Genomic DNA, 14,459 nt, shown 5'->3' with positions numbered 1-14,459 from the left:
CCCCGGGGGACAGGCCGCGTTGGCGCCCTGTTCTTGCCCTGCCGGTGTTTCCCTCCCTACAGTGCCTCGTCTTGGCTCTCCGGTTCAAGAAACCCGGCCTGCGCAGCCTGCTGCTGGGCTCCTTCGCGCTCGTCCTCACCCTCATCCTGGGGACGCTCTTCTTCGTCGTCCCCTCGCGCGTGGAAGCCCACCTGGAGCAGCGCCTGCAGAAGCGGGGCGAGGCCCGTGCCAGTCAGGCCGTCAGCATGCTGATGGCCCAGCCCGCCGCGGCCCTGCCCGACAGCTTGGGGCGGCTGCGCGCGGGCGACGACGACTTCAAGGTGCTGGCCGTCCTCTCCAGCGAGGGTCAGGTGCTGGCCACCCACCCGGCCGAGCCGCCCGCGTGGTTCCAGGCGGAGCTGAAGGCCCGGCAGGGCCAGCCGCTGGATGGCTTCCGCTTCGCCAACGGTGATCGCTCCGTGGCGCGCTCGGTGACGCTGTCGGGCGGCGTGGTGGGGCAGGCGCTGCTGGTGCTCGACAACTCCGGGCTGGACGCGGTCGTCACCGAACTCCAGCGCGTCGTGATGCTCGCATTCGGCATCGGCCTGACGCTGTTCCTGCTGGTGGCCTTCTTCATCTCCCGCGCCTTCATCCTGGTGCCGCTGGACGCGATGATGGGCATGGCCCGGCGGCTGGCGGAGGCGGACCTCACCGGCCGCGTGGACGTGGGGACGCGGGACGAGCTGGGCCAGCTCGCCGAGGCGCTCAACCGCATCGCCCAGAGCTGGCGTGACACGCTGGGCCGGGTGCGCGGCGTGTCGGACGTGGTGGCGGGCGTGGTGGAGCAGATTCACCGCACCGGCACCACGGTGTCGTCCGGCGCGGGCACGGTGCAGGCGCGCGTGGAGGAGACGTCCTCCTCCATGGTGGAGATGATGGCCTCGCTGCGAGGCATCGCGGAGAACGTGGAGGTCCTCTACCAGAGCGCCGAGGAGAGCAGCTCCTCCATCATGGAGATGGCCGCCACCAACGACGAGGTGGCGGAGAACGTCCAGGCCATGGCCGCCAGCGTGGAGGAGACGACCAGCGCCATCGAGGAGATGACGTTCTCCATCAAGGAGGTGGCCACCAACATCCAGGAGCTGTCCGCCTCCACGGAGGAGACGTCCTCGGCCATCAGCCAGATGGACGCCGCCATCGGTCAGGTGGAGGCCAACGCGAAGGAGACGGCCCGCCTGTCCGAGCAGGTCTTCGACGACGCGCAGACGGGCGTGGAGTCGCTGCGCAAGACGCTCACCGGCATCGACCGCATCAAGGAGACAAGCCGCAGCGCGGCCCATGTCATCGAAAGCCTGGGCCGGCGCATCTCCGAGATTGGCAACATCCTCAACGTCATCGACGACGTGGCGGAGCAGACGAACCTGCTGGCGCTCAACGCGGCCATCATCGCCGCGCAGGCGGGTGAGCACGGCAAGGGCTTCGCGGTGGTGGCGGAGGAAATCAAGGACCTGGCCGAGCGCACCGGCGCGTCCACGAAGGAGATTGCCGAGCTCATCCGCAGCATCCAGGAAGAGAGCCGCAACGCCGTGGTGGTGATGAACCAGGGCGTGCGCAGCGTGGAGGAGGGCGTGCAACTGGGCCGGGAGGCGGAAGGGGCGCTGCGCAAAATCAACGACAGCACCCAGAAGTCCACGCAGATGGTGAAGGCCATTGCCCGGGCCACCGTGGAGCAGGCGCGCGGCAGCAAGCAGGTGACGGCCTCCATCCACCGCATCAGTGAGACGGTGCAGCAGATTTCCAAGGCCTCCAACGAGCAGGCCCGCGGCGGCGAGCAGATCATGAAGAGCGCGGAGAAGATGAAGGCGCTCACCGCCCACGTGCAGCGCAGCAGCCAGGAGCAGGCGCACGGCAGCAAGCAGATTACCCGCTCCATCGAGAGCATCAACGAGATGGTCACCCACCTGAACCGCGCCCAGAAGGAGCAGACGAAGGGCAGCGAGCAGGTGCTCAAGGCGGTGGAGACCATCAAGGGCGTGTCCGAGCACCAGACACGCTCCGTGAAGCAGTTGGAGGAGGCCATCGACAACCTCCAGCGTCAGGCGGAAATCCTCCGTGCGGAGGTTCGCCGCTTCCGGGTGTAGACACGTCTTCATGCCGAATCAACGACAGGTCTCCGAGCGCGCCGTGGTGGCCCTCATCGGCGCGGTCCAGTTCGTGAACATCCTGGACTTCGTGATGGTGATGCCGCTGGGCCCGGACTTCGCGAAGGAGCTGGGCATCGCGTCGTCGCACATCGGCATCATCGGCGGCGCGTACACGGCCGCCGCCAGCGTGGCGGGGCTGGCCGGTGGCTACTTCCTGGACCGCTTCGACCGCCGCAAGGCGCTGGCGGTGTCCATGCTGGGCCTGGTGGTGGCCACCGCGGCGGGTGGCTTCGCCACGGGCATGTCCACGCTGATGCTGGCGCGCGTGGTGGCGGGCATCTTCGGCGGGCCGGCCACGTCGCTGTCGCTGTCCATCATCGCGGACCTGGTCCCCGTGGAGCGGCGCGGACGTGCGCTGGGTGCGGTGATGGGCGCCTTCTCCGTGGCCTCGGTGGCGGGCGTGCCCATGGCGCTGAAGCTGGCCGAGTTCGGCGGCTGGCGCGTGCCCTTCTTCGCGGTGGCCGCCATGGGCCTGCTGGTGGTGCTGGGCGCCATCTTCTACCTGCCACCCGTGCGCGGCCATCTGGACGCGGGGCCCCGCAAACAGGCCGGCGTGCTCGAGCTGCTGGCCAACCGGGACATCCAACTGTCGTACGTGATGACGGCGTTGGTGATGATGGCGGGCTTCGTCCTCATCCCCAACCTGTCCGCCTATCTGCAGCAGAACGTGGGCTACCCGCGCGACCTGCTCTGGCTGCCGTACTTCATCGGCGGCATCGCCAGCTTCGCGACGCTCCGGGTGGCGGGGCCCATGGTGGACCGGTACGGCTCCTTCAAGGTGGGCACGGTGGGCTCCGCGCTGGTGCTGCTGTCCACCTACGTGGGCTTCGTCCACCTGCCTCGGTGGATGCCCGTCCCCGTCATCTTCACGCTCTTCATGGTGGCCATGGGGACGCGCAACGTCGCGTACAACACGCTGACGTCACGGGTGCCGGACACCCCGGTACGTGCGCGCTTCATGTCCCTCCAGTCCGCCGTCCAGCACATGGCCGCCGCCGTGGGGGCCTTCCTCAGCGCCCGGCTGCTGACGGACCTGCCAGACGGGACCCTGGGCGGCATTCCCCGGATGGCCGGAGTGTCCATGGTCCTGACGCTGTTGCTTCCCGCCTTGCTGTGGGTGGTGGAGCGGCGGGTGCACAGCAGGGAGCAGGCACGGGCGCTGGCGGTGGCTCCCTCGCAAGGAATGGCGGTTCCGCTCTCGCCCGGGGCGGATTCTCACGCGTAGTATGAAAGGGCGCCTTCGGGTTGCCTGCCGCCCATTCCGGGTGGCGGGCGGATGCTTTGGCGAGACGAACGGTTGCGCCTGTCTCCCCGGGGCGCGATAAACCGGGCTGCTCCGGGGAGCGCGTCAGGAAAAATGTTCAACATCGGCGCAGGCGAAATGGTGTTCATCCTGGTGGCCGCGCTGCTCATTCTCGGGCCGCAGCGGTTGCCCGAGCTCGCGCGCGGCATCGGCAAGTTCCTGCGCGAGTTCCGCCGCCAGACGGATGAGGTCCGCAACGTCGTGGAGCGTGAGTTCTACGCCATGGACCAGGAAATCGGAGAACCTCCCACCGCGCCCTTGCGGCCCGGGACGCGCTTCGCGCCCCAGCCGCCGCAGGCCGTGGGTGGGCCCGAGGCCACCCTGCCTCCCGCCACGGATGGCGCGTCACCTCCGGCCGATGCGGCGTCTCCTCAGCCCTCGTCGCCCGCGCAGGTGCTGGAAATGGACGCGCAGGGGCCTCGTGAGGTGGCCACCTCCGACGTGCATGCCGGGGAGACGCCCGCGCAGGACGCTGCGACGGCGGAGCCGGGCGCGGAGCCCACCGCCGAGGCGCCGCCCGAGCCCGCTGCTTCCACCGCCACCTCGCCCACGCTGTCGCCCATCCCGGGGACGGTGGCGCGCAACGCCCCGAAACGGAGCTGAGTCCTGAGCCCCCCGCCCATCAACCCCGGTGCCGACTCCGAGCTGCGCATGAGTCTGGCGGATCACCTGACGGAGCTCCGCTCGCGCCTCATGCGGTGCACCATCGCCGTGCTCATCCTGGGGACGATTTCGCTCGTCTTCGCCAAGCCGATTTTCGGCCTGCTGATGCAGCCGGTGCTGGATGCGCTGCCGCCCGAGAATCGCTCGCTCATCTACACGTCCGGCATCGAAGAGCTGAACGTCCTGATGAAGGTGGGCGTGTACTGCGGCATCTTCCTCACCACGCCCGTCATCCTGATGCAGATCTGGGGCTTCGTCTCGCCCGGCCTGTATCCGGAGGAGCGCCGCTTCGCCGCGCCCTTCGTGGCGTTCGGTTCCATCGCCTTCCTCCTCGGCGCCGCCTTCTGCTACTTCGCGGTGCTGCCCTCCATGTTCACCTTCCTCCTCAACGAGGAGGAGACGCTCGCGCTGGAGCAGCGCCTGGACACGGCCCGGCTGCGCGCGGATGACGCCTTGCGCTTCCTTCGCCTGGGCGAAGCGGAGGAGGCGGGGCGCATCGCGAAGGAGACGAGCACCCAACTGCGCGCGGAGGGCCAGGGCCAGGCACCCGCGCCCGAGGTCGCGCCCGCCGCCAGCGTGGAGATGACGGGGCGGCTGGATGGCCTGGGGCGGCTCTTGGACGCGGCGTCGGTGGGCTACGGCGCGCAGTCCCGCGGCGTGCTGCGGCAGGCGGTGGAGAAGCGCGTGGAGGCCGTGACGGCCTACGAGAAGAAGGACTTCGCGGCGGCGGCGGCGGCCATGGACGGTTCGGCGAGCCTGCTGGCGGGCATCGCCCCCACGCGCACCGAGGAACTGGCGGGGCTGTGGCGGCTGGAGAAGGAGCTGGCCACGGCGCACGCGGCGCATGAGGCGGCGCGGTGGACGCGGCCCATGTTGTCCATGCACGAGCAGCTCTCGCTGGTGCTGCTGCTCATCCTCGCCTTCGGCATCATCTTCGAGCTGCCGCTCGTCATGGCCCTGCTGGGCGTGGTGGGCGTGGTGAAGTCGTCCTGGCTCTTCAGGTACCAGCGCCACGCCTTCGTGGTGTGCCTCATCGCGGCGGCCATCATCACCCCCACGGGAGACGTGGTGAACCTGTCGCTGATGGCCGGCCCCATGCTGCTCTGCTACGAGCTGGGCGTGTTGTTGGTGTGGATGGTGGAGCGGCGTCGCGCGCGGAACTCGGCGGAAACGGGCATCACCCCGGCGTCGTAGTCGAGGAGCCACCATGAAGCAGTCCCGCAGGCACTTCCGGGCCAATCTGCGCTACCTGCGGGCGCTGGTGCGGCGATTTCGCACCACGCTGGTGCTGTCCGCCGTGCTGTTCCTGGGAGGGCCGCTGCTCTTCCATTGGCGCTTCCGCGGGCCGGGCGGCGACCGCATCGACTTCGGCGAGGCGCTGCACCACACCTACTTCCTGCTCTACGGCCAGCCGTCGCTGCCCTATGTGGACGACTGGATGGTGGAGCTGCTCAACCTGGTGATTCCGCCTGCTGGTATTGCGCTGGTCGCGGATGGTGTGGTGCGCTTCGCGTACCTCTTCTTCGCCCGGCACAAGAACGACAAGGAGTGGATCGAAGTGGTCTCCGAGACGATGAAGGGCCACGTCGTGGTGTGTGGAGCGGGGCGGGTGGGCTACCGCGTGGTGACGCAACTGCGGGAGATGGGCAAGGACGTGGTGGTGGTGGAGAAGCGCGAGGACGCGGCCTTCGTGTCCGCGCTGCGTGACGAGCTGGTGCCGCTGCTCATCGACGACACGCGCAGCCCGCTGTGCCTGCCTCGCACCAACGTGAAGGACGCGTCCGCCATCGTCTGCGCGACGGACGACGACCTGGCGAACCTCAACATCGCCCTGGACGCGCGCAAGCTCAACCCGGACATTCGCGTGGTCATCCGCCTCTTCGATGACGACTTGAGCGGCAAGGTGCGCGAGACGTTCAAGGCGGAAGCGCTCTCCAGCTCGTCGCTGGCGGCCCCGGCCATGGCGCTGGCGGCCATGGACCCGCGCATCGTCCACTCGTTCCACCTGGCGAAGCACCTGATGGTCGTCTCGCTGTTCGAGGCGCGCTTGGGTCTGCCGGGGCTCACCATCTCCGATGTGCGGGACCGGTTCGGCTGCCTGGCGCTGTCACTGCAACGCAATGGCGAGGAGCGGCTCCACCCGCAGGGGGAAGAGGTCATCCGGCCTGGAGACGTGCTGTCGCTCCAGGCGTCCTATCCGGAGTACCGGCGGCTGCGCGCCTTCACCCACGAGGCCGAGCCGCCCCTGTGGTCCCACCACGCGCCGGTGGCGGTGGTCACGCCTTCGTCCCGCAAGGTGGGTTGAGGGCGGGGCGCACTTCCGGCCAGCGCGGGAAGGCGTGCTCCGGGCCCCTGGCCGTGGGCAGGGCGAGCGCCCGCGCGAGCAGGACGGCCATGGCGTCCCACTCCAGCAGGAAGCCGTCGTGCCCGTGTTGACTGGACAGCGTGGCGTGCTCGGCGTGGAGGCCGTGCTCGCGCAGCCGCCGCGTCAGCGTCGCCATGTGGCTGGGGAAGAAGAGCTGGTCGGTGTCGATGCCCACGCACAGCGCGCTCGCGCGGATGCGGGCCAGGCCGCCTCCCGGGAAGCGTGACAGGTCGTGGTGGTCCATGGCGCCCAACTGCGCCAGGTACGCGCGCGCGTCGAAGCGGCTCTCCAGCTTCTGGCCCTGGTATTCCAGATAGCTGTGCATGGGGTGCAGCGCGCGTGAGGACCACTCGGCGGGGCGGCCCTGGAGCGCTTCCAGGCCGGGCTCCGCGCGGTAGGTGAGCATCGCGAGCTGGCGGGCCAATTCCAGGCCCCGGTGGGGGGACTCGGGGAAGCCCGGGTCCATCAGCAGGGCCTGCCGCGCCACGTGGTTGAGGCCCACCACCCACGCGGTGGCGGACTCCGTGGTGGCGATGGGGAAGAGGCGCGCGAAGCGCTCCGGCGCCAACGCCGCGAGGCAGAGCACCACCATGCCGCCCAGTGAGCCGCCGGTGACGAGCTCCACGTCGTCCAGCCCCAGCGCGTCCATGGCCAGCAGAATGCTCCGGGCCTGGTCCCACGGTGTGACGGTGGCGGGCAGGCGCTGTTCGTCCTGGCGCAGGTCGCCCTTGGGCAGCGGCAACGGCGGACCGAAGCGCGCGTCATCCGTCCGCAGCGGGAAGCCCTCGTCGGCCGGGCCGCTGGTGCCGTAGCAGGAGCCCAGGTTGTTGAAGCACAGGAGCCGCACGCGGGACGGGTCCAGCGCGCGCCGCGGGCCGATGAGTGGCTCCCACCAGCCGCCCTTGCTGCCCGCGCGCATGTCGCCGGTGAGCGCGTGGACCAGCAGCACCGTGGGGACGGGCGCGGGGGCTCGGGCCGGGCCTCGATGACGGGCTTCCGCCGCGAGCGCCTGCTGTTCGGCCACGGTGCGGCGGACGACGCGCAGCGCGCTCGCCCGGGCTTCGTCCTCGGAGAGGACGCGCGCGCGTGACTCGAGCCAGGCGACGTCCTCCGCGGGACCCCACCACCAGCCGCGGACGAGGTGGTTCGTGATGCGGGCGCCTGCCTCCAGCGTCAAATCGGGCAGGGAGACGTCGAAGACACGCGGGGCGGGAAGGTGGGTGGTGGGCACGGAGATTCTCCGGGAGCGATGCGGGAGCGGCCCTCCTGGATGCGGAGGGCTGGGAGAGGACGGCGTGCCGTCAGGTGGCGGCGCGCGGAGAGAGCAGGGGGCGCGCGCGTCCAGAAACGACGGAGCCCACCAACCCTCGCGGGTGGATGGGCTCGATGGCTCACCAGGGTCGGACGGACATCAGCCGAACCTGGAGGGCGAGAGCCCACCCGGCATCGACATTCGACACATGGCGTTTAGCGACGTCATTGGCGCCAACGGATAAGCGCTCGTCTTGCCGGAGTCAAGTCAACCCACCGCCGTGCACTGCGCCGCGACGACCTGGGGCGCGTTGTCCACAACCTGCCACACGCGCGTGTAACGGAAGTTCCCTTCGAAGCGGGTTCCCTGGAACTCACCGGATAGCGCGGCATGGACGACGACCACGGCGCCCGCGGAGAGGTAGCGGAAATGTGTGTCGGTGAAGTCCACCCGTGTGAGGCGCAGGGCTCCCGAGCGATGCGATTCCAGGTCGGATTCCTTGTCGAGGACGCGGCCGGTGTGGCTGACAAAGAGGAGGTCGTCGGAGAGGAGGGCGTCGAGCGCGGCGACATCGCTCGAGAGCATGGCCCGTCTCAGCGCCTCCTCCGCGGCCAGGAAGTCTTCCTCTGGAAGCATGGCGCTCCTTGTTTGAGGCGACGTGCGGGGTGGAGCTTCCGGTTGTTGCACAATGACAACCTCATGTCATCGCACGCCCGGCGCGCGAGGACAGCGCAAGAACCGGGTTGCTCCACCATGTGTTGGCGGACATACGTTTTCGCGAAGCGCATCCCAGGAGCATTGGCATGGCATCCAGCGACTACGCCCGCATCGAACAAGCCATCCTCTATCTCGACGCACATGCGCGCGAGCAGCCGTCCCTGGACGACGTGGCCGCGCACGTGGGGCTGAGCACCTTCCACTTCCAGCGGCTCTTCTCGCGCTGGGCGGGCATCAGCCCCAAGCGCTTCATCCAGGTGCACACGCTGAGCTCGGCCCGGCGCCTGCTCGACGAGCGTCGCAGCGTGCTGGAGACGTCGCTGGAGGTGGGCCTGTCGGGCAGCGGCCGGCTGCATGAGCTCTTCGTGACGCTGACGTCGATGACACCGGGGGAATACAAGCTGGGCGGCGAAGGGCTCACCGTGCGCCACGGCGTCCACCTGTCACCGTTCGGCGCGTGTCTGCTCGCCGTCTGCGAGCGTGGCATCTGCAGCCTGCACTTCCTCGCGGGTGAGTCAGAGGAGGAGGCGCTCGCCTCGCTGCGCAAGCAGTGGCCGCGCGCCACGTTCGAGGCGTCCGCCGAGGACACGGCGCCATGGATGGAGCGCATCTTCCAGGCGGGGCACGGTGGCTCGGAGTCGAGCCCCTTGTCGGTGCTGGTACGGGGCACGCCCTTCCAGGTGCAGGTGTGGCAGGCGCTGCTGCGGGTGCCGTCGGGCGAGGTGACGACGTACGAGGACCTCGCACGCGCCATTGGCAAGCCCAAGGCGATGCGCGCGGTGGGCTCGGCGGTCGGCGAGAATCCCGTGGGGCTCTTGATTCCCTGTCACCGCGTGCTGCGCAAGACGGGTGTCTTCGGGGAGTACCGCTGGGGCGCCTCACGCAAGCGGGCGATGCTGGCGTGGGAGGACTTGCGGTACGACGGCGCGCCGCTCAGCGGTATGTGAGCAGCGCGCGCTGGGCGCCTTCGAAGTGGCTGTGCTCGTTGAGCGTGGACAGATAACGGCCGCGCTCGCTGTAGATGACCTTGGTGAGGCCGCAGTTCGCCAGCGTCAGGTTGAGGCGGAAGGCGTGCTCGTCGAGGATGTGGAGCAGCTCCTGGCAGATGGCGGTGATGGTGCCCCCGGAGGTGAAGACGAGCGCGTTCTTCGACGCGCCCATCTCCTGGATGAGGGCATCCATCGCGCGGCGGCACCGCTCGCCGAAGGCGGACCAGGGCTCGGTGTACTCCGCGTCGTGCTGGCCGGCCACCCAGCGGGCCACGGCGTCGGCGAAGAGCGCCTGGTAGGCGCGCCGGGGTGACTCCGTCTGTGACAACTCCGCTCGGAGCACCTCCGGGTCTGCGTAGCGTGGCGTGTGCCGGGCGACGATTTCCTCGTGGTCGAACTCGTTGAAGCCCGCCGTCTGCACGGCCACGGTGCCGCAACCGAGCGCGGCGAGGCACGCCTCCGCCGTCTGCCGGTGCCGCGCCATGGTGCCGGTGACGACGGCGTCCACACGGGGGAGCCGCTCGCGCAGGGACTCACCGAGCACCCGGGCCTGTACGAGGCCCGTCTCCGACAGTTGGTCGTAGTTCGCCGCGCCGAACGAGGCCTGGCCGTGCCGGACCAGATACACCACGCCCATCAGCGTGCCCCCTTGCGGATGAGCCGGTGGCAGCGCCAGCCCAGGTAGTTGACCAGCACCCAGAAGTTCTTGAACGCGGGGTTGCGCGTCTGCTTGTGGTGGTAGCGGTAGTAGATTTGCTGGGCGATGACGGCGAGCCGGAAGAGGCCGAACACTTCGTAGAAGGTCCAGTTGGCGGGCTTCAGCTTCGTCTGGTCCAGGTAGTACGCCACGACCTCTTCGCGCCGGAGCATGCCGGGCAGGTGCGTGGGCTGGCGCCGCGTGGAGCGCATCAGGAAGTCGTCGTCGGCATGGACCCAGTAGGCCAGCGCGCTGCCCAGGTCCATCAGTGGGTCACCCAGGGTGGCCATCTCCCAGTCGAGCACGCCGATGATGCGCGTGGGCTCCTCCGGGGCGAGCACCACGTTGTCGAAGCGCCAGTCGTTGTGGATGACGCACGTGGCGATGTCCGCGGGCGTGTTCGCCTTGAGCCAGTCGCGCACGTAGCGGAAGCTGGCGACGTTCCACGTCCGTGCTTTCTCGTAGCGCGCCGACCAGCCCTCCACCTGCCGCGTGGGATAGCCCGGCCCCTTGCCCAGTGATGTCAGGCCCACCGCCACCGGGTCCACGGCGTGCAGCTCCACGAGCTTGGCGATGACGTTGAGGCACAGCGTCCGCGTCTGCTTCGCGTCCAGGGCCAGCCCCCGGGGCAGGTGCTTGCGCGGGATGAGCCCCTCGATGCGCTCCATGACGTAGAAGTCGGAGCCCAGCACGGCCGGGTCCTGGCACAGGCCCACCATGGTGGGCACGACGGGATAGGCCGGCTTCAGTGCCTGCTGCACCGTGTACTCACGGGCCATGTCGTGCGCCGACTTCGCCTTCGTCCCCGCGGGAGGGCGGCGCAGGATGAGGTCCCGGTTGGCGTACTTCAGCCGGTACGTCCAGTTGGAGGCACCGCCCGCGTACTGCGTGACTTCCGGCGTGCCTTCCAGCGTAGGGACCTGGGCCTTGAGCCAGGCATCCACGGCGGGGAGGTCCAGCTCTTCGCCCGGGCGCACGGCGCCAGCGGGGTCGATGGTCGCGGTCGGTGGCATCGGTGGGCTCTCTCCTGGCTCAGCTCGCCTTCGGCTGCGAACCGGGGCGCATGCCTCGCGTATTCCGGCGCAGCATCCACGAATAAAGCTCACGCGGCAGCAGGCGCTTCAGCGCCCAGGTCCTGCGGCCATCCGCATGGGGCAGGACGTAGAAGCCGCGCTCAGCCACCGCGTCGAACACGTCGTTGGCGATGTCATCCGCGGTGATGGCGGAGCGCTCCAGCAGCCGCGCCATGGTGGCCCCCAGCCTCGGGTCCGTGGTGCGCAGCGAGTCACCCAGGTTCGTCTTGAAGAAGGACGGGCACACGACGCTGACGCCGATGCCGTACTCCGCCAGCTCGTTGTGCAGCGTCTCGGACAGCGACACGACGGCGGCCTTGGTCGCGTTGTAGCTGCTCATCAGCGGCACATCGAGCAGGCCCGCCATGGACGCCACGTTGACGATGTGGCCGTGGCCCTGCTTCTTGAAGGCAGGCGTGAACACCTTGCATCCACGCACGACGCCCAGCAGGTTGATGTCGATGATCCACTGCCAGTCATCAATCGACACGTCCTCGATGGCGCCCGCCTGCGCGACACCGGCGTTGTTGATGACCACGTCCACGCCGCCCCACTGGGCCGTGAGCCAGTCCAGGGCCTCGCGCAGGTCCTCCTCGCGCCGCACGTCACAGCGCAGGTAATGGGCCTGGGGCGCCAGCGCGGAGAGCTCCTTCAAGGCCTCCTCGCCGCGGGTGTCGTTGACGTCGCCGATGCAGACCTTCCAGCCGGCGCGAGCGAAGCGCACGGCGATGGCCTTGCCAAGTCCGCTGGCACCACCGGTGATGAAGATGCGTTGAGTTGCCATGGCCGTCAGCTCCGGGAGAAGCCCCGCTTCGACAGCTCGATGCGGGCGATGAGACCCTTGTGCACTTCGTCCGGGCCATCCGCGAGGCGCAGACTGCGCGCCTGGGCGAAGAAGCCCGCCAGCGGCGTATCTTGGGATACGCCCGCGCCGCCGTGAAGCTGGATGGCGTCATCCACCACCTTCTGGAGGACACTTGGCGCGACGACCTTGATGGCGGAAATCTCCGTCATGGCTCCGAGCGCCCCCACCTGGTCCATCTTCCAGGCCGCGTAGAGCGTCAAGAGCCGCGCCTGGTCGATGGCGATGCGCGCCTCCGCCACCTTCTCGCGGTTTCCACCCAGGTTGAGGAGCGGTTTCCCGAAGGCCGTGCGCTTCATGCCCCGGTCAATCATCAGCTCCAGGGACCGCTCCGCCGCGCCGATGCAGCGCATGCAGTGGTGGATGCGCCCCGGTCCGAGCCGGCCCTGGGCAATCTCGAAGCCCATCCCCGGTCCGGCGATGACGTTGTCTCGCGGCACGCGCACGTTGTCGAAGTGGACCTCACCGTGGCCGTGGGGCGCGTCGTAGTCGCCGTACACGGGAAGCATTCGGCGGATGCTCACGCCCGGCGCGTCCAGTGGCACCAGCACCATGGAGTGCTGGTGATGGCGGTCCCCTCCGGTGTCGGGCGTGCGGGCCATGAAGATGACCACCTTCGCGTTGGGGTGCCCCAGCCCGCTGGACCACCACTTGCTGCCATTGAGGACGACCTCGTCGCCGTCGACGATGGCGGTGGCCGCCATGTTGGTGGCATCCGACGAGGCCACATCCGGCTCCGTCATGCAGAACACCGAGCGGATGTCTCCGGCCAGCAGCGGCTTCAGCCAGCGCTCCTGCTGCGCCTCGGAGCCGTACTTCCAGAGCACCTCCATGTTGCCGGTGTCCGGGGCGCTGCAGTTGAAGACCTCGGGGGCGATGAAGCTGCGACCGGTCTCCTCGGCGATGGGGGCGTACTCCAGCGTGCTGAGCCCGGCGCCGAGCTTCTCGTCGGGGAGGAACAGGTTCCACAGACCCTGGGTCTTCGCCAGGGCCTTCAGTTCCTCCATGACGGGGGGCACGCGCCACGTCTTCCAGTCGCCGCCCTGGGCGGTGGCTCGGAGCTCTTCGTGATAGCGGGCCTCCGCCGGCAGGATGTGCTCGCTCATGAAGCGCTTCACGCGCTCCAGGTAGTCCTTGGCTCGCTCACTGGGCTCGAAGTCCATGGCCTTCATCCTGCGCATGGGGGCTTGATGCATCCAGTGAATGTTGGTCATGTGTCACCATGAACCCTGTTCAGGATTCGGCGCGGCTCGCCCGGCTGGACCTCAACCTCTTCCGGGTCTTCGACGTGGTGCTCCGGGAGCGGAACCTGACGCGCGCGGCGGAGGTCCTGTTCCTCAGTCAGTCGGCCGTGAGCCATGCGCTGGCCCGCTTGCGCGAGCAGTTGGGAGAGCCGCTGTTCGTCCGGGAGGGGCGCGGTGTGGCGCCCACGGCGTTCGCGGAGCGGCTGGCGCCGGAGATTCGGGAGGCGCTGGCGCTGTTCGAACAGGCGGTTCATCGCGGACGCGGCTTCGACCCGCGCCGGGACGTGGGCCAGTTCACGGTGGCGATGAACGACGTGCTGGAGCCGTCGATTCTCCCGCTGCTCGTGGCTCGGTTACGGGCGCACGCGCCGGAGGTCCGTATCTCCAGCGTCCGACTCGACCGGGCGCGGCTGGAGCGGGACCTCGCGTCGGGGCGGCTGGACCTCTCCATCGACGTGGAGCAGCAGACCGGAGCGGAGCTGAAGCGCACGGCCCTGTTGCAAGACACGTTCTGCGTGGTGAGCCGAAGCAGGCGCAAGCTGGACGTGGCGAAGTACATGGCGGCCCGGCACGTCACCGTGTCCTCGCGCCGCACCGGGCTGGCCGTGGAGGACCTGGTGCTCAGCCGCCTGGGCTACCAGCGTGACGTCGTCGTCCGGTGTCAGCACTACGAGGCCGCGTTCAAGCTCGTCGGGGACTCTAACTTGCTGCTGACGATGCCGAGGCGGCGCGCGGCGGAGTTGCACGCGCTGCTGGGCAACCACCTCCTGCCGATGCCGCTGTCCCTGCCCCCGCTGGAGCTTCACGTCTATTGGCACCGGCAGACGGATGCGGACCCGCGCAACCGCTGGCTGCGAGGCGAATTGCTCGCGCTGACGGGGTAGAGGGCCAGGAGCCCGCTGTTCGAAAACTTCATCGGGGTCGGGCCCCAGGCCCGGGAGGAGGCTGGGAGGTCGCTGTTCGGAAATGTCGGGGGTTTTGCGCAGCGGCGGCGGTTTCAGCCGGTCATCGCAACGCTTTGAGCGAATACCTCGGCGGGGGTGCGCCAGTCGAGCGTCTGGCGGGGGCGGGTGTTGAGTTGGAGGGCGACGGTGTCGAGCTGGGCGCGCGA

At 69.2% G+C, this 14,459-nt stretch carries 13 protein-coding genes and 1 pseudogene; 7 read left to right on the top strand and 7 right to left on the bottom strand.

The window, feature by feature from the left end; genetic code table 11:
* The first annotated feature begins 71 nt into the window (after window positions 1-71).
* From FMQ63_RS27220 to FMQ63_RS27200, 5 genes are all read left to right on the top strand, one after another.
* Window positions 72-2,120 carry a HAMP domain-containing methyl-accepting chemotaxis protein gene (locus FMQ63_RS27220; RefSeq protein ID WP_171452280.1) on the top strand — a complete coding sequence of 683 codons (2,049 nt, stop codon included), beginning with the start codon at window positions 72-74 and terminating at the stop codon, window positions 2,118-2,120.
* Between the two features lie 10 nt (window positions 2,121-2,130).
* Window positions 2,131-3,408 (top strand): MFS transporter, encoded by a 1,278-nt coding sequence (locus FMQ63_RS27215; RefSeq protein WP_011555857.1) that lies wholly within the window; start codon window positions 2,131-2,133, stop codon window positions 3,406-3,408.
* Window positions 3,409-3,540: 132 nt separating this feature from the next.
* Window positions 3,541-4,089, top strand: coding sequence for a twin-arginine translocase TatA/TatE family subunit (locus tag FMQ63_RS27210; RefSeq protein WP_011555856.1), 549 nt, complete (start codon window positions 3,541-3,543; stop codon window positions 4,087-4,089).
* Between the two features lie 48 nt (window positions 4,090-4,137).
* Window positions 4,138-5,343, top strand: coding sequence for a twin-arginine translocase subunit TatC (locus FMQ63_RS27205; protein ID WP_011555855.1), 1,206 nt, complete (start codon window positions 4,138-4,140; stop codon window positions 5,341-5,343).
* 13 nt (window positions 5,344-5,356) lie between these two features.
* Entirely contained in the window at window positions 5,357-6,454 is a 1,098-nt protein-coding gene (locus FMQ63_RS27200; RefSeq protein WP_011555854.1) for a TrkA family potassium uptake protein, read from the top strand.
* Here the strand turns inward: FMQ63_RS27200 and FMQ63_RS27195 are convergent.
* Window positions 6,426-7,745, bottom strand: coding sequence for an alpha/beta fold hydrolase (locus FMQ63_RS27195; RefSeq protein WP_011555853.1), 1,320 nt, complete (start codon window positions 7,743-7,745; stop codon window positions 6,426-6,428). The genes FMQ63_RS27200 and FMQ63_RS27195 overlap by 29 nt on opposite strands.
* Before the next feature lie 288 nt (window positions 7,746-8,033).
* Window positions 8,034-8,402, bottom strand: a complete 369-nt coding sequence (locus tag FMQ63_RS27190) for a nuclear transport factor 2 family protein (protein WP_026114248.1) — start codon at window positions 8,400-8,402, stop codon at window positions 8,034-8,036.
* Window positions 8,403-8,569: 167 nt separating this feature from the next.
* Here FMQ63_RS27190 and FMQ63_RS27185 point away from each other — a divergent pair, with 167 nt between their 5' ends.
* Window positions 8,570-9,430 (top strand): methylated-DNA--[protein]-cysteine S-methyltransferase, encoded by an 861-nt coding sequence (locus FMQ63_RS27185; RefSeq protein WP_171452281.1) that lies wholly within the window; start codon window positions 8,570-8,572, stop codon window positions 9,428-9,430.
* Here the strand turns inward: FMQ63_RS27185 and FMQ63_RS27180 are convergent.
* From FMQ63_RS27180 to FMQ63_RS27165, 4 genes are read right to left on the bottom strand one after another with little or no spacing between them, the layout of a single operon-like run.
* A complete protein-coding gene (locus FMQ63_RS27180) occupies window positions 9,417-10,109 on the bottom strand; it encodes a histidine phosphatase family protein (RefSeq protein WP_011555849.1) in 693 nt (230 codons plus the stop codon). The genes FMQ63_RS27185 and FMQ63_RS27180 overlap by 14 nt on opposite strands.
* Window positions 10,109-11,182: a phosphotransferase family protein gene (locus FMQ63_RS27175; protein ID WP_011555848.1), complete on the bottom strand. Its 1,074-nt coding sequence runs from the start codon at window positions 11,180-11,182 to the stop codon at window positions 10,109-10,111. Before FMQ63_RS27175 ends, FMQ63_RS27180 begins: the two co-directional genes overlap by 1 nt.
* Window positions 11,183-11,201: 19 nt before the next feature.
* Window positions 11,202-12,026 carry an SDR family oxidoreductase gene (locus FMQ63_RS27170; RefSeq protein ID WP_011555847.1) on the bottom strand — a complete coding sequence of 275 codons (825 nt, stop codon included), beginning with the start codon at window positions 12,024-12,026 and terminating at the stop codon, window positions 11,202-11,204.
* Window positions 12,027-12,031: 5 nt separating this feature from the next.
* A complete protein-coding gene (locus tag FMQ63_RS27165) occupies window positions 12,032-13,267 on the bottom strand; it encodes an acyl-CoA dehydrogenase family protein (protein ID WP_011555846.1) in 1,236 nt (411 codons plus the stop codon).
* A 59-nt stretch (window positions 13,268-13,326) separates the two neighbouring features.
* Here FMQ63_RS27165 and FMQ63_RS27160 point away from each other — a divergent pair, with 59 nt between their 5' ends.
* Window positions 13,327-14,232, top strand: a complete 906-nt coding sequence (locus FMQ63_RS27160; protein ID WP_011555845.1) for a LysR family transcriptional regulator — start codon at window positions 13,327-13,329, stop codon at window positions 14,230-14,232.
* A 113-nt stretch (window positions 14,233-14,345) separates the two neighbouring features.
* Here the strand turns inward: FMQ63_RS27160 and FMQ63_RS38600 are convergent.
* Window positions 14,346-14,459 (bottom strand): annotated as a pseudogene (locus tag FMQ63_RS38600) (IS30 family transposase); the annotation flags it as partial.

Origin of the sequence: Myxococcus sp. CA005 (assembly GCF_006518205.1) — a bacterium.
GTDB classification, from domain to species: domain Bacteria; phylum Myxococcota; class Myxococcia; order Myxococcales; family Myxococcaceae; genus Myxococcus; species Myxococcus xanthus.
Note: the sequence above shows the minus strand (reverse complement) of the source record. Positions and strands in the feature narration are given on the sequence as shown.

Coding starts and splice junctions, on each gene's coding strand:
- FMQ63_RS27215 (WP_011555857.1), top strand. CDS start 2,131: ATGCCGAATCAACGACAGGTCTCCGAGCGCGCCGTGGTGGCCCTCATC.
- FMQ63_RS27210 (WP_011555856.1), top strand. CDS start 3,541: ATGTTCAACATCGGCGCAGGCGAAATGGTGTTCATCCTGGTGGCCGCG.
- FMQ63_RS27205 (WP_011555855.1), top strand. CDS start 4,138: ATGAGTCTGGCGGATCACCTGACGGAGCTCCGCTCGCGCCTCATGCGG.
- FMQ63_RS27200 (WP_011555854.1), top strand. CDS start 5,357: ATGAAGCAGTCCCGCAGGCACTTCCGGGCCAATCTGCGCTACCTGCGG.
- FMQ63_RS27190 (WP_026114248.1), bottom strand. CDS start 8,402: ATGCTTCCAGAGGAAGACTTCCTGGCCGCGGAGGAGGCGCTGAGACGG.
- FMQ63_RS27185 (WP_171452281.1), top strand. CDS start 8,570: ATGGCATCCAGCGACTACGCCCGCATCGAACAAGCCATCCTCTATCTC.
- FMQ63_RS27180 (WP_011555849.1), bottom strand. CDS start 10,109: ATGGGCGTGGTGTATCTGGTCCGGCACGGCCAGGCCTCGTTCGGCGCG.
- FMQ63_RS27175 (WP_011555848.1), bottom strand. CDS start 11,182: ATGCCACCGACCGCGACCATCGACCCCGCTGGCGCCGTGCGCCCGGGC.
- FMQ63_RS27170 (WP_011555847.1), bottom strand. CDS start 12,026: ATGGCAACTCAACGCATCTTCATCACCGGTGGTGCCAGCGGACTTGGC.
- FMQ63_RS27165 (WP_011555846.1), bottom strand. CDS start 13,267: ATGGACTTCGAGCCCAGTGAGCGAGCCAAGGACTACCTGGAGCGCGTG.
- FMQ63_RS27160 (WP_011555845.1), top strand. CDS start 13,327: ATGAACCCTGTTCAGGATTCGGCGCGGCTCGCCCGGCTGGACCTCAAC.